General features: G+C 68.4%; 16 protein-coding genes. 7 read left to right on the forward strand and 9 right to left on the reverse strand.

What is annotated here, in order from left to right; all coding sequences use genetic code 11:
• Positions 1-132 precede the first annotated feature (132 nt).
• A complete protein-coding gene (locus J7643_15205; protein MBO9541934.1) occupies positions 133-1884 on the forward strand; it encodes a family 10 glycosylhydrolase in 1752 nt (583 codons plus the stop codon).
• Here the strand turns inward: J7643_15205 and J7643_15210 are convergent.
• Positions 1881-4700, reverse strand: a complete 2820-nt coding sequence (locus tag J7643_15210) for a helix-turn-helix domain-containing protein (GenBank protein MBO9541935.1) — start codon at positions 4698-4700, stop codon at positions 1881-1883. The two genes, J7643_15205 and J7643_15210, sit on opposite strands and share 4 nt — an antisense overlap.
• Positions 4701-4755: 55 nt before the next feature.
• On the opposite strand from J7643_15210, the gene J7643_15215 reads away from it, so the two are divergent.
• Complete coding sequence (locus tag J7643_15215; GenBank protein ID MBO9541936.1) at positions 4756-5511, forward strand: HAD family hydrolase; 756 nt, start codon at positions 4756-4758, stop codon at positions 5509-5511.
• A 6-nt stretch (positions 5512-5517) separates the two neighbouring features.
• Here the strand turns inward: J7643_15215 and J7643_15220 are convergent, their stop codons facing one another.
• Positions 5518-5967, reverse strand: a complete 450-nt coding sequence (locus J7643_15220) for a universal stress protein (protein ID MBO9541937.1) — start codon at positions 5965-5967, stop codon at positions 5518-5520.
• A gap of 128 nt (positions 5968-6095) precedes the next feature.
• Between J7643_15220 and ribD the strand changes: the two genes are divergently transcribed.
• From ribD to J7643_15235, 3 genes are all read left to right on the forward strand, one after another.
• A complete protein-coding gene (gene ribD / locus J7643_15225) occupies positions 6096-7217 on the forward strand; it encodes a bifunctional diaminohydroxyphosphoribosylaminopyrimidine deaminase/5-amino-6-(5-phosphoribosylamino)uracil reductase RibD (protein MBO9541938.1) in 1122 nt (373 codons plus the stop codon).
• Between the two features lie 223 nt (positions 7218-7440).
• On the forward strand, positions 7441-8673 hold the full coding sequence (locus J7643_15230) for a peptidase S8 (GenBank protein ID MBO9541939.1): 1233 nt from the start codon (positions 7441-7443) through the stop codon (positions 8671-8673).
• Between the two features lie 73 nt (positions 8674-8746).
• Complete coding sequence (locus tag J7643_15235; protein MBO9541940.1) at positions 8747-9520, forward strand: class I SAM-dependent methyltransferase; 774 nt, start codon at positions 8747-8749, stop codon at positions 9518-9520.
• A gap of 15 nt (positions 9521-9535) precedes the next feature.
• Here the strand turns inward: J7643_15235 and J7643_15240 are convergent, their stop codons facing one another.
• From J7643_15240 to J7643_15255, 4 genes are all read right to left on the reverse strand, one after another.
• Positions 9536-10357 (reverse strand): aminotransferase class IV family protein, encoded by an 822-nt coding sequence (locus J7643_15240; protein ID MBO9541941.1) that lies wholly within the window; start codon positions 10355-10357, stop codon positions 9536-9538.
• Entirely contained in the window at positions 10342-11733 is a 1392-nt protein-coding gene (pabB, locus tag J7643_15245; GenBank protein MBO9541942.1) for an aminodeoxychorismate synthase component I, read from the reverse strand. Before pabB ends, J7643_15240 begins: the two co-directional genes overlap by 16 nt.
• Before the next feature lie 165 nt (positions 11734-11898).
• A complete protein-coding gene (locus J7643_15250; protein ID MBO9541943.1) occupies positions 11899-12615 on the reverse strand; it encodes a hypothetical protein in 717 nt (238 codons plus the stop codon).
• A gap of 2 nt (positions 12616-12617) precedes the next feature.
• The gene (locus J7643_15255; protein MBO9541944.1) at positions 12618-13133 is read right to left on the reverse strand and encodes a hypothetical protein; all 516 of its coding nucleotides are present in this window, start codon (positions 13131-13133) and stop codon (positions 12618-12620) included.
• 197 nt (positions 13134-13330) lie between these two features.
• Between J7643_15255 and J7643_15260 the strand changes: the two genes are divergently transcribed.
• Positions 13331-14014: a response regulator transcription factor gene (locus tag J7643_15260; protein ID MBO9541945.1), complete on the forward strand. Its 684-nt coding sequence runs from the start codon at positions 13331-13333 to the stop codon at positions 14012-14014.
• A 73-nt stretch (positions 14015-14087) separates the two neighbouring features.
• On the opposite strand, the gene J7643_15265 is transcribed toward J7643_15260, so the two are convergent.
• Both J7643_15265 and J7643_15270 read right to left on the reverse strand, forming a co-directional pair.
• Positions 14088-14879 carry an ABC transporter permease subunit gene (locus J7643_15265; protein ID MBO9541946.1) on the reverse strand — a complete coding sequence of 264 codons (792 nt, stop codon included), beginning with the start codon at positions 14877-14879 and terminating at the stop codon, positions 14088-14090.
• Positions 14872-15789, reverse strand: a complete 918-nt coding sequence (locus tag J7643_15270; protein MBO9541947.1) for an ABC transporter ATP-binding protein — start codon at positions 15787-15789, stop codon at positions 14872-14874. The genes J7643_15265 and J7643_15270 overlap by 8 nt, the downstream gene beginning before the upstream one ends.
• A gap of 85 nt (positions 15790-15874) precedes the next feature.
• Here J7643_15270 and J7643_15275 point away from each other — a divergent pair, with 85 nt between their 5' ends.
• Complete coding sequence (locus J7643_15275; protein MBO9541948.1) at positions 15875-17590, forward strand: hypothetical protein; 1716 nt, start codon at positions 15875-15877, stop codon at positions 17588-17590.
• Positions 17591-17638: 48 nt separating this feature from the next.
• On the opposite strand, the gene J7643_15280 is transcribed toward J7643_15275, so the two are convergent.
• Positions 17639-18580: a hypothetical protein gene (locus J7643_15280; protein ID MBO9541949.1), complete on the reverse strand. Its 942-nt coding sequence runs from the start codon at positions 18578-18580 to the stop codon at positions 17639-17641.
• Between the last annotated feature and the right edge of the window lies 1 nt (position 18581).

Consider the following 18581-nt stretch of genomic DNA (forward strand, 5'->3'; position numbering starts at 1 on the left):
AAGAAACAATGCCCGACTATCGCTGTTGTCGCGTTGACGCGGGGGGTCGGCCCCGGTTAGCATGACAGGGCCCCGCAAGGGGCTTGTGCCCTGCGCTACAGGGCCCTCTGCGGCAGAAAAAGGATCCCGGCGTTGCTCACCTCCCGTTTCGTGTCGGCGCTCGTCGCGCTGACCCTCGTTGGCGCCCTCGGCGCCCCTGCGCTCGCAGGCCCCCTCGAAACCCAGCTTTCGACCTTGCGCGATCGCCACACCAGGCTCGAAACCCGTCTTGCTCAGGCCAAGAGCCGCATGCTCGACGTCCCGGTCTCGCGCGCCGAGGTGGATTTGACCGTGGGCAAGATGGCCCTGGACACCGCCTCGCTGCTCATCGAGATGCGCGAGGACCCCAAGCGGGTGCAAGAGTGGCTCGACAAGGCCCGCGATCGCCTGGACGCCTCTTACCTGGGCACCTCGCCGTCGCGCGGGGTCGAGGCCCGCGGCCTGTTCATCGACATGTCGTCGCTGCCCAAGACCCAAGAGGGGATCCGCGAGCTGGTCGAGCGGCTGTCGCGCGCCAACTTCAACATGATCATCCCCGAAGTGTTCCGGCGCGGGTACACCCTCTACCCCAGCCGCTTCACCGACAAGGACCCCGAGTTCGCCAAGCTCGGCTTCGACCCCTTCCGGACCCTCGTCAGCGAGGCGCACCGGGCGGGCATCGAGGTCCACCCCTGGATCTGGACCTTCCGGGTCAAGAGCCCGGGCTTCGGCGACCCGGTGCTCTCGCGCCTGCCAGCACTCGCGGCCCGCGGCCCCAAGACCGCGGATCCTCGCTTCCTCTCGCCGGGCGATCCGCGCGCGCGCGAGTGGGTCTTCGGGCTGGTGGACGAGCTGACCGACCGCTACGACGTGGACGGGCTCTTGCTCGACTACATCCGCTACGACGAGGAGACCCCCGACGACTGGATCAGCCAGACCTCCTTCGGGCTCGACTATTACGCGCGGCACGGCGCCTTCCCGCCCTCGCCCCTCAAGCCCAACAGCCCCGCCTGGGTCGAGTACCAGCTCTGGCGCGAGCAGCAGGTCAACCTGACGGTCCAGACCCTCGCCCAGCGCCTCAAGCTCAAGAACCCCAACTTGCAGTTGTCGGTCTCGACCTTCCGCGGAGAGCGGTACGGCCGCCTCAACAAGATGCAGCACTGGCGCCACTGGTCCAACAACGGCTGGACCGACTTCGTCACGTCCATGCTGTACACGTCCAAGACCTCTGACCTGGGCACCTGGCTCAACTGGGAGACGGATAACGGCACCCGGACCAACTTGCTCTACGCCATCCTGGGCCCCCACCGCATGGACGACCCCATCCCCCAGACCCTCGAGCAGATCGAGTACCTGAACCAGCGCCAGTCGCCCGCGGTGCTCTTCTTCGCCTTGGCCCACCTCAAGCCCGGCATGCTCGAAGCGCTTGAAGCCGGCCCCTTCCGCAAGCCCGCCATGAACCCGGGCCGCAAGCTCATCCCCGCCGCGCGCCGGGTGCTCGCCGAACTGGACAACTCCTACCTGGGCCAGGTCCAGGCCGCCGCCGACCCCGGCACGGCCGCAAGCGTCGCGGTGGTGCGCGGCGAGCTCAAGAAGCTCCAGCGCTCCCTGCCGCTCACGGCGACGCCCTACTACCAGAACGCGGCCCTCCTCGATCGCCTGGAGGCGATCAAGGCGAGCGCACGCCAGATGACCCAAGAGCGGGTCCTGAGCGCGCCGGTCGGCGACGAGATCGCCCAGCGCCTCGACTACGCCGCGGTGCTGGTCAAGGCGAACGCGCAGCGCCTGGGAGCGACCCGCTTCGTGCCCACGAGCCCGCCCCCAGCGAGCCCCATGCAGCCCGAAGCACCCGAGCAGCGCGACTAGAGCGCCAAGAAGCGCGCGGCGTGGAAGGCCTTCGCCCGATACGAGCGCCAGGCCGTCTCGAAGCAGGGTTCGTCGAAGCCATCGAAGGGAACGCCGGGCGCCGCAACGTCCGCGGCCACACGATAGAAATGGGCCGCGATCGCCGCGTGCCCGAGCCGCTCCAGCTCGCGCCCCTTGTCGTAGAACGCGTCGAAGCAGTGAAGATCGCAGTGGGAAATGATCGCTCGATGTAGGCGGTAGAGCCCTCGCACGCTCTCGATGACCTCCGCGTCGAGGCCCGCCTCCGCAAGGAAACGGCGGGCGAGCTGTGCCACCTTGTAGACGGTGGCCTTGGGGCTCGAATGCCGCGTCTCGGGGTAGAGGGCGGCGAAGACCTCCTCGTTCTTGAGCCCCTGGGGCCACAGCGCGAGCAGCCCCAAAAAGTAGAGCCCCTTCCTGCGCGGGAAATGGACCTCGCGCGCCCCCACCCGCACCGAAGGCTCGCCGAAGAACCGCAATCGCAGGGCGACGTCCGGCTTGGCGGCTTGTGAGCTCGGGGGGATGAGGCTCCGGGCGACGGCGGGGTGAGCGGTGATGGATAGCAGGTGATCGAGCCGGGCCCGGAGCGCCCCCGCGAGATCGTCGCGCCCGGCCTGCCCCAAGAGGCGCGCAAGGGAAGCCAAGAAGAGGCTCAGCGTCTCGGGCGACGCGCTCGTGAGGGCCTCGGGCGCGATCGCCAGGGCCCCCGCAAGGGTCGCATCCCCCGCATGAACCCCCACCGCGTGGACGAAGAGAGGCTCGCAAGCCTCCGGGTGGCGTCGCGCGTGCAGCGCGAGCCGGTCCGCCCAGAGACGCGCCTCGGTGCGATCGTTCGTCGAGGCGACGAGGCTCAGCAAGCCGAGCGCCGCCCCGTGCGTCGCGATCGCGGTGCGATCCCCAAGAAAGGGCTTGCGCAGCGCCCCCTCCAGAATCGCGCGGGCCTCGGCGCCCTCTCCAGCTTGCCAGGCGGCAAGGGCCCCCGCGAGCCCGCCCTGCGTCAGCGCCTCCGCAACAGCCACCGGGGCGTGTGGCTCGCTGGGCCCCGTCTCCAGAGCAAGGGCGTGAGCCCGGATGAAGGCGCGTGATCGCTCGGCCATGGCCGCAAAGCGCGCCCGATGAGGCTCGAAGGCGGGGTCCGGCAAGTCGTCGAAGAGGGGGCCTCGCACCGTCCAATCCACCAGGCGGTGGAAGCAGAGGGCCGCCTCGCGATGGCCGGCCGCTTCGAGCAGCAGGGCTTGGCCATGCAAGCGCTCGCATTCCTGGAAGTCGATCACGCCGAAGGCCTCGCGGCGCAGCCGATAAGCGCCCCGCAGGCTCTCGATGGGATCGCTCAGCCCCGCGGCCTTGAGGGCGCGCCGCGCCTGGTAGACACAGAGGCGCAGGGCCTGGGCGGGGTCCGCCTCCTCGCTGTCCGCGAACAGGCGCAAGACGAGTTGCTCGCTGCTCAGGCCCTCGGGCTCGAGCGCAAGCCATGCGATGAGCGAGAGCGCCTTCTTGCGAGGAAAATCGACCACGCGATCGCCTGCCGCCAAGCGCGTCTCGCCGAAGGCGCAAAGCAACAGCCGATGCGTCACAGGCACGACCCCGAGCTCCGCGAGCAAAAGCGCCTCCTGGCGCCCAGCAGCTTCCCCCTCCTCGGTCGCAAGCCATGCTTCCAACTGGGCCCGGGCCCCGGGCTCGCCCGCCGCATCGCGGGCCGCGAGGCGGTAAAGGGAAAGGCGGGCGCGATCGCTCTCTGCCAAACCCGGCGCCTCGGGATCCGCCAGGAGCGAAAGCGCCTCCTCTGGGCGCTTCGCCCGGATCATGAGCGCGGCCCAGACCGGTTGCAGGTTCGCCTTGAAGCGATGCGGCGCAGGCACCGCCTGCAGCGCTTCGTACCACCGCCGTGCCTCGTCGAGGGCCCCTTGGCGCACCCCCACCTGCATCAGCCAGAAGCGCGCCAACGCGAGCCGATGCCCCAAGGCATCCCGCTCGGCATCCAATTCGAGCTGCCGGAAGGTCGATGCCGCCAGCTCCAGGTTGCCGAGACGCAAGGCCCGCACCCCGAACGCGGTCAGATAGTCGTGACGCGCGCTGGCGGAAAGCGGCGCCAAAGCCTCGAACGGCACCGCGAGCAGCTCGTCAAGCGAGGGCGGCTCCCCTTCATCCAGGAGCAGCGCGTTGAAGCGCAACACGAAGGCCAACAGCATGTGCGGGTAGAAGCCCTCGGCGCGGCCCAGGTCGATGAGCGCACGGGTGTGGCTGAGCGCCAGCGCGATCCGCCCGAGGTCCACGGCCGCAGCGCTCAGCGCGTAGTGCGCACGGAAACGGGTGAAGGCCAGGCGGCGATCCCCGGGCACCCCGGGGGCCTCGCAGAGCTCCTCGAAGGCCGCAATCGCCTGCTCTGCCTGTCCTTGCCGCCAGAGCAGCGTCCCTCGCCAGTAGCACCACTGCGCCCGCTCGCGCGGCGGCAGGGTGCCGGCCACCGGTTCCAGCACCTTCTTCAGGCGCGCCTGCTCGGCGGTATCCCCCAGGCGTACGGCGGCTGCAAAGGCGCGGACCTGGAGCGCAAGGCGCCGCGCGGGGTCCGGCTCCAGGTCCAAAGCCCGCCGGTACAGCTCCTCTGCGAGCGCGTCCTGGCGCGCCTCGAAGTGGAGATCCCCCTGCAAGACGAGAAAGAAGGGGCGCGACGCCAACAACGGAGCCGGCACCCGTTCGAGGGCGCTTGCTAGCAAGGGCTCGTCGGCCGTGTGGCAGAACTCGTCGGCAAGCGCGTCGAACTCGGCTTCAAGCTGCTCGACGGATCCAGTGGCGTGCATGAGACCATACTACAGGGCGCCTGGCGGGTATACAAAGGACGAGAAGGAGGGCCCCGTGCTTCGCTTGAACGATCTTCCCGGGCTGATGCCCGCGCGCGCCGTCGTCTTCGACAAGGACGGCGTACTCGTCGACTTCGCGCCCTTCTGGCGAGCCGTGGTGGAGGCGCGCGTCGACGCCCTCCTGGCGCTCGCATCCCTGCCCGAAACGGAGAAAGAGCCGCTCACGACCCTCTTCGGCATCCAGCAAGGCGTCATCGACCCGACCGGGCCGCTCGCCCTGGCCGCACAAACCGAGGCCCTGACCCTCGCCTCGGGCTTCCTCTACCAGCGCGGCTTCGATTGGCTCGAAGCCCGACGCCTCTCGGACCGGGCCTTCGAAACCGGAGAAGCAGCAGTCTCGCCTGCCGATCACGTCCAGGCGCCGGGCGCCGTCCGGCCTGCCCTGGAAGCTCTCGTTTCACGCGGGGCCAAGCTCGCCGTCGCCACCTCCGACACCACCGCCAACGCCCGGCGCGACCTGGAGCTACTCGGCATCTCCCACTGCTTCACGGCGGTCTACGGGGCCGACGCGGTCGCGCGCAACAAGCCCCACCCGGACATGCTGCTCGCAGCCTGCCAGGAGCTCGGGGTATCGCCCCAGGAGACCTGGATGGTGGGCGATGGGCTCAACGACATGCGCATGGCGCGCCATGCGCGGGCAGCCGGGGCGATCGCCGTGGCCTCGGGGGTGACCCCCGAAGCCTGGCTTGCTCCCGAAGCGGACTGCGTACTCGCCGGGGTCTGGGAGCTTGAAACCCGGCTTGCGCCCTGAGAGCCCCTACTTGGTCGTCTCGGCGTTCTTGACGATCAGCACCGAGCAGGGGGCATGGCTTGCGATCCGCGACGAGACGCTGCCCAAGAAGAAGCGAACGAGCCCCGTCCGGCCGTGGGAGCCGACCACCACCAGATCCACCTTGAGCTGCTCGGCCACGTCCAGGATCACCGAGGCCGGATCGCCCTCGGCCACCTTCGGCGCCACCGTGAAGCCCTGGGCCTCGAGAATCCGCGCGCCCTCCTCGGCGAAGCCCTTCGCCTCGTCGTGCATCTGGATGGCCAACTGGGCATAATCGACGTAGGGGGGCCCCATCATCCCGAAGGATCCACCCCCGGGACTCGGGTAAGCGGCGAGCAGCACCAGCTCGGTTCCCTCGCGGGGGATCAAGGTGCCGAGCCGCTTCAGGGCCTCGCGAGAGTAAGGGGAGCCGTCGGTGGTGGCGAGCACTTTCATGGGAAGCCTCCTGGTAGCATGGACACACGAGCGTCAGCATAGCATGACACCTGCCAGGATTCTTGAATGAGCCATCCACAGTAAACAGCAGCAGCGCCTGTTGCTGTTACAGAGGAGTCGAACCAATCATGAACGCCGATTCCGTCTTCATGCAGCGCGCCATCGAGCTGGCGCTCCAAGGGCGCGGCTGGACCAGCCCCCACCCCATGGCCGGCGCCGTCGTCACCCAGGGCGACCAGATCGTCGGCGAAGGCTTCCACCTCCAGGCGGGGCAGCCCCACGCCGAGCACTGCGCCCTCGACGCGGCGGGCGAGGCGAGCCGGGGGGGCACCCTCTACATGACCATCGAGCCCTGCCACCTCGCGGGCCGCCCCTCGTCCTGCCTCGAGCGGATCCTCGCGGCGGACCTCTCGCGCGTCGTGATCGCCCACGAGGACGGCAACCCCGCCACCGCAGGCCGCGCCATCCGCGCCCTCCAAGAAGCCGGGCTCCAGGTGGACGTCGGGATCGAGCGCGAGGCGGTCCGGCGCCTCAACGAGATCTTCTTCAAGTACAGCGCCACCCGGCGCCCCTTCGTCGCCCTGCGCAGCGCCATGAGCCTCGACGGCAAGATCGCCACCGCCGTCGGCGAGCGCGACTACATCGGCGGGCCCGAAGCCCATGCCCACCTCCAGCAACTGCGGGCCACTTACGACGCGGTGCTCGTCGGCGTCACCACCTTGATCCAGGACGATCCCGACCTCTACTGCACCCTGCCGCGTGCCCGCAGCCCCCTGCGGGTCGTCGTCGACTCGCTGGCGCGCACCCCCATGAGTTGCAAGATGCTCGGCAAGACGGGGACCGGCCGCCTGCGCCCCAACACTCTGGTCGCCGTCACCAAGTACGCCCCCGAGGATCGGATCCGGGCCCTCCAGGCGCTCGGCGCCGAGATCCTCGTCTGCCCCGAGACCATGGACGGCCTGGAGTCCCACGTGGACCTCAACAAGCTCATGCACATCCTTAGCCGGCGCGGCATCACGAGCGTCCTGGTCGAAGGAGGCGGCAACCTCAACGCCGCCGCCCTCGAGGCCGGCATCGTAGACAAGCTCTACTGCACCATCGCTCCCATGATCATCGGTGGGAAGTCGGCCCTGACCCCGGTCGAAGGGCTGGGGGTCTCCCTGGTCGAGGAGGCTTTGCCCCTCTATAGCATGACCAGTCGATCCGTCGGAGGTGACCTGCTCATCGAGGCTTACCTGCGCGAAGCCTGAGCCTCTTCAAAACGCCCTTTTCCAGGCCCCACGCTGCGCTCCCCGGATCGGGGGGCGCATATTTTTTCTGTGAAAAGGTTAAGATAAGGTTAATCTTTTACTTAAGAGCAGTTTAAGGGTTGCTTATGCCAATGTGAAGTGATACATTAAACCCAAGTTAATCTTGAATTAACTTCTTAACGTTCGTCGCGTACCGTCCATCCCCCCACTTAAGGAGAAGTCGATGACGCTCATTCGCAAGCCTGTTGCCCTCGCCTCGGTCCTCGCTGCCATGACCGCCCTGTCGCTCACCGGCTGCGGCCTGACCAACGGCGCCGCCATCGGCAACACTGGCTCGGACGCGGCGATCAAGGCCGAATCGGTCCCCAACCAGGTCCTCGTCAAGTTCAAGACCGGCGCTCAGTCGCTCGGCCTCACCCGTGACCTCGGTGCCAAGACCGTTCGCTCCAACAGCAAGATCGGCATGCAGCTGATCACCGTGAAGGGTGACGTCGCCACCGCCATCTCGAAGCTCAAGGCTTCCGGTATGGTCGAGTACGCTGAGCCCAACTACGTCGTCCGCGCTTCGGACTACACCGTCCAGGCCGATGTGAACGACCCCATGGCCAAGGACCAGTACACCCTCGACAAGGTGCAGGCCCGCCAGGCGTGGGACCTCTCGATGGGTTCGGAGAAGACCCTCCTCGCCATCGTCGACACCGGTGTTGACTACACCCACCCCGACCTCGCCGGCCGTACCCTCAAGGGCTACGACTTCGTGAACAACGACGCCGACGCGATGGACGACCAGGGCCACGGCACCCACTGCGCCGGTATCGCCGCTGCCTCGGCCAACAACAACGAGGGCATCGCCGGTATCGCCCCCAAGGTCAAGATCCTCGCGGTCAAGGTCCTCTCGAAGTCGGGTAGCGGTTCCTATGAGGGCGTCGCTCAGGGCATCGTCTACGCCGCCGACCAGGGCGCGCAGGTCATCTCGATGAGCCTCGGCGGTCCCACCTCGTCCAAGGCGGTCGAGGATGCGGTCAACTACGCGATGAGCAAGGGCAGCGTCGTCGTCGCCGCGATGGGCAACGATGGTCGCGAGACCAAGAGCTACCCTGCCGCGATCCCCGGCGTGATCGGCGTCGGTTCGACCGACAGCTCGGACAACAAGTCCAGCTTCTCGAACATGGGCAGCCACATCTCGATCTCGGCCCCCGGCAGCAACATCATGTCGACCCTCCCGATGGCCGCCAACCCCATCGGCAAGACCAAGTACGGCTCGCTCTCGGGCACCTCGATGGCTTGCCCCGCTGCCGCCGGTCTCGCCGCCCTGATCCGCGACAAGTACCCCTCGCTCGACCTCGCTGGCGTCCGCGCCAAGCTCGAGCAGAGCTCCGAGGACCTCGGCGCCGCCGGCTTCGACAAGAGCTTCGGCCACGGCCGCATCAACGCCTTCAAGGCCCTCTCGATCTAAGCTTCACGCTCGATCAAACGACATCCCCCGGCTCGATGAGCCGGGGGATGTCGTCTCAATAGCGGAGGAACCCATGGATATCCTTGCCTACAACCGTGACGCCTGGGACCGCCAGGTCGCCAATGGCAACCAGTGGACGCGCCCCGTCTCTTCCGAGGAAATCGCCCGCGCCCGGCGCGGGGATTGGCAGATCGTCCTGACCCCCCAGAAGCCCGTTCCCCGCGACTGGTTTCCGCCGCTCGAAGGGGCTCGCGTCCTCGCGCTGGCCTCGGGCGGGGGGCAGCAGGGCCCGCTCCTGGCGGCGGCCGGCGCGCAGGTCACCGTCTTCGACAACTCACCGGCCCAGCTCGCGCAGGACCGCATGGTGGCCGAGCGCGACGGGCTTGCGATCGCAACCGTCCAGGGGGATATGCGCGACCTCTCCTGCTTCGAGGACGCCTCCTTCGACTTCATCGTCCACCCGTGCTCCAACTGCTTCGCCCCGGAGATCCAGCCGGTCTGGAACGAGGCTTACCGGGTGCTGCGCCGCGGCGGGACGATGATCGCGGGGATCGTGAATCCCGTCGTGTTCGCGCTCGATCCCGAGCTCAGCGAGCAGGGCGTCGCCCAGTTCAAGTACCGGATTCCCTACTCAGATCTCGAAAGCCTCAGTGAGGAGGAGCGCCGTCGGTACACCGACCCGGGCGAACCGCTCGCCTTCGGCCATTCGCTCGACGATCAGATCGGCGGACAAATCCGCGCGGGCTTCGCGCTGACCGGCTTCTACGAAGACAGCTGGGATACGGAGCCCGAACCGATTCACCGGTTCATGGCCTGCTACATCGCCACGCGCGCCATTAAACTCTGAAGGCACCCGGCTTACTTAGCGGGCTCGGAAGAGGTCGGCAAAGGCCTCGCGCAGGCGCAGGCCCCAGCCGTCCGGCGCGATCGCAGGCAGCATGCGCCCATCGAGGCGCCGCACGGGCATGGCCCCCATGAGGGCGTTGGTCAGAAAGACCTCGCGCGCTTGAGATAAGTGCGCGGCGCGAAGGGGGGCCTCCTGCACCGTCGCGCCCTCATCGCGCAGACGCGCAATCGCCCAGGCGCGCCCAACCCCCGCGAGGGGGCCCGCGCTCAGGGGCGGCGTGACGACCGTGCCGTCTGGAAGCACCACGAAGACGTTGCCGGTCGTCGCCTCGACCACGCGCCCGCCGGCATCCAGCCAGAGCGCGTCGTGATGGCCTGCCGCCCGCGCGCGATCGCGCGCCAAGAGATGCGGCAAGTAACCGATGGTCTTGAGGCCCGCCAGCGGAAAGCTCCCGCCCGGATGGCCCGAGACGACGCACAGGTCATAGGGGGGTGCCGGCAGGGCGTAGGGCTGGGCGGTCGCAAGCAACGTACTGCCCTCGCCGAGCAAGGCGGCCCCTCGGGTCAAGGTCACGCGCACCCGCGCGTCGGCGAAGCCCTCGGCAGCGAGCAATGCTTCGAGGTCCCTAGCAATCGCGGCCCGCTCGCGCCGCACCGGTAGGCCGAGGCGCACGGCCCCCGAAAAGAGCCGGTCGAGATGGCGCTCCAAGAGGGGCATGTGGCCATCCAGCGCCCGGATCGTCTCGAAGAGGCCGTACCCGTAGAGCAAGCCCTCGTCGAGGGCCGAAAGGCGGGCATCCTGGCCGTCGAGCAGCTCTCCGTTCAGAACGACACGCATGCGATAGGTACCTCCAGCGAGCGGAAGAAGGCCGCCGCCTTGTCGAGCGTCTCCTGGTACTCCGCATCGGGATCCGAATCCGCCACGATGCCTCCGCCCACCTGGACGTACACCCGGTCGGGGTAGGCCACCGCCGTGCGAATCGCGATGTTCAGATCCAGATCCCCGTTGCGGCCCAGGTAACCGATGGCCCCGGTGTACACCCCGCGCCGGGTGGGCTCCAGCCCCTCCAGGATCTCCATGGCCCGGATCTTGGGAGCCCCCGTGATCGAGCCCCCGGGGAAGGTGGCGGCGAGCAAGGCGGCCACATCCCGGCCCGGAGCCAAGCGGCCCTCCACCGTCGAGACCATGTGCCAGACGGTCGGATGAGCCTCGAGCGTGAATCGGTCGCTGACCCGGACCGAGCCGAGGCGGCAAACCCTGCCCAGGTCGTTGCGCTCCAGGTCCACGATCATCAGGTGCTCGGCGCGGTCCTTGAGGCTGTGGCGCAACTCGTCGGCAAGGCGCGCGTCCTCGTCGGGGGTGCGGCCCCTCGGGCGCGTCCCCTTGATGGGGGCCGTCTCGACGCGATCGCCCCGCACCTCCAAGAAGCGTTCGGGCGAAACGCTCACAATGGCGGCCTCGCCGGCATTGAAGTACGCGGCGAAGGGCGCAGGGTTCTGCGCGCGCAGGCGCTCGAACCAGGCGTAGGCGTCGCCCTCGACGGGGATCTCGAAGCGCTGAGAGAGATTGGCCTGGTAGATGTCGCCGGCCGCGATGTGTTCGAGCACGCTCGCGAGCGCCTCGCGGTAGGCCTCGCGCGAGAAGGTCGAGCGCGGCTCCCCCAGGGCGCGGGCGCTCTCGCACGCGGGTTGCGCGGGCAAATCAGCGAGGAAGCGCTCCCAGTGCGCACGCTTGGCTGCGATCACTTCAAGCCCTTCGCCGGGTGCCGGCGAGACGCAGAGCAGCGCAGGGCCCTCGACGGGCACGGCCACGACCACGTCGTAAAAGCCCCAGCGCATCTCGGGCAGGCCCAGATCGTCGAGGGCGAGGCGCGGCAAGCGCTCGAGCTGCCAGCCCAGGTCGTAGCTCAGGTACCCCACGGCCCCACCCCAGAAGGGCGGCGCCTCCTCGACACCCGCCAGGCGCCACCGGTCGAGCTGCTCCTGCAAGGCTTCGAGGGGGTGTCCCTGCCAGGTCCGCTCGCTCGCGTCCTCGACGAGGGTGAGGCGATCGCCGCGACTGGTGAGGAGCGCGCGGGGCGAGAACCCGATGAAATGCCAGCCATCCGGCGCCTCCCCGCTATCGAGGATGAAGCCATGGGGCTGACGCGCCGCATAGGCGCGGATGCGGGCGAGATCGAGGCCAAGAGGCAGAGGCGCGACGATGGTGGACATGGGCTCCTGCCCGAGGACCGGGCGGGGTCGGCAGGGGAAAGCGTATGCTTCCTAGTGTATCACCACCGCTCGTGCAGGGGCTGGCTGGGCCGCTCCGCGCGCGGCGCAGCCGACGAGCGAGAGCATCAGGGCGAACAGGACGATCAGGCGGAGCATGACGCCTCCTCAAGGTAGTTCGAGCGACACAGTCGAGGTCACGCGCCGATCCGCGAGCAAGCTCGCGGTGGCGACCTGGGTGCGGGTCAGGGTTTGGTTGCCATGGGTCGCCGTGACCGTGACCGAGGTCGTGCTGATGGCTCCCAGAGGGGCCGGCACGTTCTCCCAGGTAAAGGTCCGATTGGACTTGGCCACCTCGGACGGCAAGGATGCCGTGGTGCCGTCGGGTGCCGCAAGATCCGCCGTGAGCCGTCCAAACTGCCATCCCTTGCCGACGCTCGTGACGACCCGGATCCGCCACTGCCCGACCGGCGTGGGCGAAAGGGTGAGCGGCGGGATTAAGACACGGCTCATCTGATTCGGGAAAACGGTGAAGGCAGAAGAGGTCGCGCTGCCGATGGCGATCGCCATCCCCGGATCCAAATAGGCGTCGAAACGGGCGAGATAGGCACCCGGCGGCAGGTGCAGTGCCTCGAAGGCGAAAGTCGCCCCACCGCTCGAAAGTCGCAGGGCCTCGGCCCCGAAGACCCGCGAATGGAGCGCCTGAGCGTTGCTCGAAGAAAACGTCACCTTGAGGGCCCCGATCTGATCGGCCCGGTACTGGACCCGGCGTCCGGGGTCGCCGTACAACTGCACGACCCCGAGCCCGGTGGGCGCCAGAGGCGCGGCGCAGCCCGCGAGCGCGGCGAGGCTCACCCCCGCCGCCAGGCTGCGCCAGCCTCTCACGCCTAGCGGATCACCACCCCCGGCGCGGGGGTGTCCACGATGGTGACGCTACCGCTCGCGCCGCCGACCGGCGTCGCCGCGAGGACCAGGTTGGGCATGCCGACGCTGGTGGCGGCGGGGCCCACGCTCACGCTGAAGGGCGTCGAGACACTCTCGCCGATGGCCGTCGCAAGGCCCGCGTCGAGGAAGGCCTCGACCTTGGCGGTATAGCTGAAGCTGGGATGAGCGCCGTCCTTGACCTTCAGGTTGTCGACGGTGAAGGAGAAGGCGTTGCCCGTCATATGACTGGCGAGCGCTGCCCCGGTGAAGCTCGCCTGGGCGATCTGGACGTTGTCGCCCACCTCGGTGACGGTCACGCGGATCGCCTGGATGTCGCCCGTGAGGAACTGGACGCTGCGCGCGTCCTGGGCAGCGAGCGAAAGCCGCGCGCTGCCGTATTGAATCTGGCTATCGAGCGAGGGAGCGCTGCATGCCGTGAGGCATACGAGCGCCGCCACTGCCCCCAAACGCTTTATCACCGGTCGTTCTCTCCTCTTGCGAAGGCCGGAGCCGGCGCCTTTACAACTTGACACCCGTCCGCATCGGCCGTGGTAAGATTAGGACGCGGTTCTAAACGCAAAATTAATCCCAGATGACGCAAATTTAAAAATCCGACCGGCGATTGCTTCAAGCTAAACGGCATGGCGCCGCGCGTCCGGACAAAGAAAGGCAGGAGATGAAAGCGAGCAGTAAGGGGCGCATCCTCATCGTGGAGGACGCCCCCGACATCGCGGCTCTCTTAAACGCGCGGCTCGAAGCGGAAGGCTTCGAGGTCCGGGTCGAAATGGAGGGGAACGCCGGGCTCTCGGCAGCTCGCCAGGTCCAGCCGGACCTCATCATTCTCGATCGCACCCTGCCCGGGCTGGACGGCATCGAGATCTGCCGGCGCGTGCGCCAGACCTCGGACGTGCCCATCCTGATGCTGACCGCGCACGGTGAGACCCCCGCGCGGATCGAGGGGCTCAACAGCGGCGCAAGCGATTACCTGCCCAAACCGTTCGATCTCGAAGAGCTCGTGGCGCGCGTCAATGCCCAGCTCCGCCATCGGCGGCCCACGGTGCGCACCCGCTTCGAGGTGGCCGACCTCAGCCTCGATCTCGACACGCGAGAGGTGATGCGCGGTGGCACGCCCATCACCCTGACCCCCAAGGAGTTCGACCTCCTCAGCTGCCTGATCCAGAACCCCTACAAGGTCGTGCACCGCGAGCGAATCATCGAGGCGGTGTGGGGCTTCGACTTCGAGGGCGAAGCGAACATCCTCGAGGTCTACGTCAGCCACCTGCGCCACAAGATCGAGCTCCCCGGCGCTCCGAAGCTGCTGCATACGGTGCGCGGGGTCGGCTACGTCCTCAAGGAGTAAGCGCAGGGCCGGGTAATCCTAGCGGCGCTGGGTCGGCTACATCCTCAAGAAATAAGCGCGGAGCCGGGTAAAGCTACCGGCTCTGCTTCCAGCGCACCAGGATCGCCTCGCGCTGGAAGAGGCGCACCGCGATCGCAAGGGCCGCAAGCCCTCCCGCCATCACGAAGCCGAAGGCGCCGAGCACCGCCGAGAGCCCGAAGGAAAGCCCCCCGCCCACCTGGGACACGAACAGGACGATCAAGGGAACGATGAGGGTCCCGCCGATCTGGTTGGCGGTGCGCACGTCGTTGACCCGCGACGAGAGGATGACGAGCAGCATGACCGTGAAGAAGGTCATGGCCGGCGCCAAGAGGATCATCCCCGAGAGCCAGAGGGGCGAGAGCAGAGTGGCCGCAAGGACCCGTGGGGTCGTGAGGGCGTAGCCCACCGCGAGGGTCACCAGCCAAGGCACCCAGACCAGCGCCACCCCGGGCAAGGCGGCCGCGAGGGCCTTGCCGAGGAGCAATTCGGCGGTGCTGATGGGGGTCGCGAGCAAGGGCTCGAGCGTCCCTTCCTCCTTCTCGCCGACGATGGAGTAGGCCGCAAGGGCGCTCGGGATCGTCACGGGGAAGATCAGCCACATGAGGAAGAAGGGCGACAGCGCCGCGTACTGCGCGAGTTCGACCGGGCTCGCGCCCGCGAGCGACTCGGGGCGCAGGCGCACGGGCGGCATCTGCGAAGCGGCCCCCTCCAGCCCCGCCGCGTAGAGCGCGAGCAACGCGAGAAGGGTCAAGAGCACCAGCGGCACCCCCATGGTGCCGATCAGGCCCGGCCGCCGCAGCACGTCCTTCAGCTCTTTCTCGAAGACCACCCAGGCGCTAGTCAAGACGCAAACTCCCCGTCAACGAAAGATAGACTTGCTCCAGCGAGGCCTTCTCCTCGCGGACGAAGAGGACCTCGCCGCCCGCCTCGACGACCGTCCGCACCAGCTGCGGGTTCTGGCGCACCGGGTCGGCGACCGAAACGACCAAGGCGCGATCGCGCCACTGCACCCCCTGCACGAAAGGCAGCTCGGCCACCCGGCGCAAGAGCGCGTCCTCGCGCCGCGCAAGCTCCAGGACGGTCTTCGCGCCGAAGCGGTTGCGGCGCAGGCTCTCGGGGGTATCCACCGCGATCAGCCGGCGCTTGAAAACTCCGACGCGATCGCACAGGCGCTCGGCCTCGTCCAAATGGTGGGTGCACAGGAAGACCGTCCGCCCCTGGGCCTTGAGGCCCACGACGAAGTCCAGCACCAGGCGCGCAGCCTCGGGGTCCAGGCCCGAGGTCGGCTCGTCCAGAAAAACCAGGTCCGGGTCGTGGATGAGGGCGCGGGCGATCGCGATCTTCTGGCGCATGCCCTTGGAGAAGCTGCCCACCGGCTCGTGGCGGCGCTCGTAGAGGCCGAGCACCTGCAGGTAGTGGCGAATGGCCTTCTCCGCCTCCTTGACCCCGTACAGGCGCGCGTAGAAGCGCAGGTTGGCCTCGGCGGAGAGCTTGCGGTACAGGCTCGGGGTCTCGGTCAAAAGGCCGATGCGGCGCCGGATGGCCTGCCCCTCGGTCCTGACGTCGTGGCCGGCCACGGTGGCCGTCCCGCCGGTCGGGGCGATGAGGCCCGCGAGCATGCGCATGACGGTCGTCTTGCCCGCGCCGTTGGGCCCGAGGAAGCCGAAGACCTCGCCCGGCGCCACGGACAGCGTCAGGTCCTCGACGGCGGTGAAGCTTCCGAACTGGCGCGAAAGGTGACGGGTCTCGATCATGCTTGACAGCGTAACGCGAGGCTCAGACGGTGGCAAGGGTTGAGAGGCAAGCCGGCAAGCGGGTATAAGCCAACTGGAGGCTCTCATGGACTGGCGTCAACTTGGGCCGAGCGCGGCGATCGCCTTGGCCGTGCTCGGAGCCTGCACCCCGACCACTCCCCCCACCGTCAGCGGCTTCGAGACCGCCCTGGTGCGGGGCACCGTCGTGCTGCCGACCCAGGGCAGCGACACCACCCCCCAGGCACCACTGGCCGAACAGCCGGGCACCGGCATCAAGCTTCGCCTGCTCTCACGCCACGGCCAGCCCCTCTCGGCCCTGCCCGAGGTCCTCACCGACAGCAGCGGGCGCTTCGCCTTCTACACCACCGTCCCGGACGGCACCTACCTGGCCGAGGCCGCCTCGGGCACCACGCGCCGCGTCCGCACCTTCATCCGGGTCAAGGGCGGCAAGTCGCTCACCACCCTGAGCGCGGCGAGCACCCTGCTCGCCCAGCGTCTCGGCCGCGAGGCCCTCACCCTTTCCCAGCTCGACCAGGGGCGCTTCGACGAGATCGCCGCCCAAGCCCGCGGCATGATGACGAAGAGCGACCTGCCCGATCTCGCCTCGGACGAGGCGATCGCCAAGGGGGTGGACACCTACCTCGAAGGCCACTTGGTCATCAAGCAGCGCCTCGAAGGCCTCATCACCGACATGAAGGCCCTCGAAGGAGCAAACCCCGGCCCCACCCCGACCGCCACGCCGGGCAAGGACGGCACCCCGACGCCCAACCCAGGCGCCACCTTCACCCCTGCCCCCATCTCCACCACGGTCCCGACGCCGGTCCCTGTCCCCGAGCCGACGCTCGGCTCGCCCGCCCAACCGGTCCAGCCGCCTCGGCCGCTGGACTCGGCCCCCTTCTGGCTCGCCCACGAGACCCCCGACATCCTGTGGGTGAGCTGCCCGGCCTCGGGGTCTATCATCCGGATGGCGGGTTCGACGACCGAGTTTCGCAAGCGCTACACGATACCCGCCTCCCTGCAGGGCAGCTTCTTGCCCGGCCAGCTTGCGATCGGTCACCCGAGCGGCATCCCTGCGACCGTCTGGGTCGCCAACCAGCAACACGACGGTCGCCACGTAGCCGTCTTCGACGTCAACGGCAACTTCCTCGGCGCCATCGAAGCGGGGCTGCGCCCTGCCGCCGTGGCGACGGACAACGACGGGCGCGCCTGGGTCGGCGTGGCGGGCGAGGGCAGCGGCCAGGTCAAGGTCTACGGCCCGACCGGCGGCCACCTCAAGACCCTGAACGTCTCGGGGAAACCCTTCCGGATCCTGAGCCACAACCAGACCACCTGGATCGCCACCCCGCGCCGCCTCTACCAGATCGATCACCAGTGGGCCGAGGCGCCGGGGGATGCGACCATGTACATCCGCACCCTGGATTTGCCCGGGCCGGGCGGGGCGCTCTACAACCGCAACCTTGTGGCCATGGACATCCTCAGCATCAGCACTCCCGAGGTCTGGGTCGCGCTCCAGAACTCCGGCGAGCGCAGAGCGGTGCTCGCCAAGGTCTCCCCGGATCGCATGGAGCTGAACTCCGCCTTCTCCTTCGAGACGGACAAGCCCATCCACTCACTGATCATCGACAACTTCCGCAACAAGTGGGCGGCCACCGAGGACGACCTGATCCGCATCGAGGGCGAGAACGCGCCGGTCACCTACCATGCCGGGCAGCGGGTCCTGGGGATCTTCCCCAATAAGCGGGGCTACACCTTCTGGGGCCTCTTCGACGGCCCTGCGCAGTTCACCAAGCTCTCGCCCTGAGCGGCGAGTCTTGAGCGCCTGCGGCTAAAGTATTTTTGTTAGACGCTCTTACTCGGTCACGGTGATCGACGCCGACGCCATCAGACGGCCCGCGTAGATCCGCACCTCCGCCGAGCCGGTGCCGCCGTTCGCGAGGAAAGAACCGCTCGCAGGATCGATCACCCCGATGGAATCGGTGCTCAGCTCCCAGTAGACCTGCGGCGCGACGAAGGGCACGCCCTCGGCGCTGGTCGCCTCTGCGGTGAAGGGCCATCCCGCCCCCAGCGAGACGGTCTTGGTCGCGGGTTCAATCCCGATCTCGGAGAGCACGGTGAAGTAGCCGAAAGCATCGCCCTCGACCCCAGCGGCGATGGGAACGATCGCTCCTGAGCCCGCGCCCTCGGGCACCCGCACCGAGAAGCGCCCCTCGTCGAGGCGCGACACCTGAGCCGAGACCACGCCACCGAAGCGGAAAGAAGGCAGGGGCTCGGCAGTGAGGCAGGAGATCTCGAGGTAGGATCCCGGCCCTCCGTGATCGCCAGCGATAGCAGTGATGCGCGGGACGTCGGTGGGAACCAAGGCGACCTTCACCCGTGCCACCTGGTTGGCGAGGACCTCGAACGGCTCTGTCGTCTGCCCCTGCGCCACCAGGCGATCAGGCTCCGCACCGGGCATCTCGCTCGCCGCGTAGGCCTTGACCGAAAGCGAGTAGCCCGCCCCCACGTCCACGCTCATGGTCGCCTCGCTCACCGGCGCGGCCCCTGGGGGACGATCGATCAGCACGGTTTGGGTCACGGGGCCCGTCAAATCGAAGCGAAGCCGCTGGGTGTTGGTCGGGATGGCCTGGGCGCGCAGCGGCCAGCGAATCACGATCGCAACCTCGCTTCGCGCGAGGCTCGAAGCCACGTCCCGAGCGGCCGACGTCGGCAGGACGTGCAGGGGCGGCAGGCCTCGAACCTGGCAGCCCACGAGCAGGGCGGCACAGCCCGCCGCGAGAAGCGCACGTCTCATT

It is taken from the genome of bacterium (assembly GCA_017744355.1).
Lineage (GTDB): Bacteria > Cyanobacteriota > Sericytochromatia > S15B-MN24 > UBA4093 > JAGIBK01.

Bases quoted from the DNA above. Each gene is read 5' to 3' on its own strand.
- ribD (MBO9541938.1), top strand. From the start codon at position 6,096: ATGAACGCCGATTCCGTCTTCATGCAGCGCGCCATCGAGCTGGCGCTC.
- J7643_15275 (MBO9541948.1), top strand. From the start codon at position 15,875: ATGGACTGGCGTCAACTTGGGCCGAGCGCGGCGATCGCCTTGGCCGTG.
- J7643_15220 (MBO9541937.1), bottom strand. From the start codon at position 5,967: ATGAAAGTGCTCGCCACCACCGACGGCTCCCCTTACTCTCGCGAGGCC.
- J7643_15260 (MBO9541945.1), top strand. From the start codon at position 13,331: ATGAAAGCGAGCAGTAAGGGGCGCATCCTCATCGTGGAGGACGCCCCC.
- J7643_15230 (MBO9541939.1), top strand. From the start codon at position 7,441: ATGACGCTCATTCGCAAGCCTGTTGCCCTCGCCTCGGTCCTCGCTGCC.
- J7643_15210 (MBO9541935.1), bottom strand. From the start codon at position 4,700: ATGCACGCCACTGGATCCGTCGAGCAGCTTGAAGCCGAGTTCGACGCG.
- J7643_15235 (MBO9541940.1), top strand. From the start codon at position 8,747: ATGGATATCCTTGCCTACAACCGTGACGCCTGGGACCGCCAGGTCGCC.
- J7643_15280 (MBO9541949.1), bottom strand. From the start codon at position 18,580: ATGAGACGTGCGCTTCTCGCGGCGGGCTGTGCCGCCCTGCTCGTGGGC.
- J7643_15270 (MBO9541947.1), bottom strand. From the start codon at position 15,789: ATGATCGAGACCCGTCACCTTTCGCGCCAGTTCGGAAGCTTCACCGCC.
- J7643_15240 (MBO9541941.1), bottom strand. From the start codon at position 10,357: ATGCGTGTCGTTCTGAACGGAGAGCTGCTCGACGGCCAGGATGCCCGC.
- pabB (MBO9541942.1), bottom strand. From the start codon at position 11,733: ATGTCCACCATCGTCGCGCCTCTGCCTCTTGGCCTCGATCTCGCCCGC.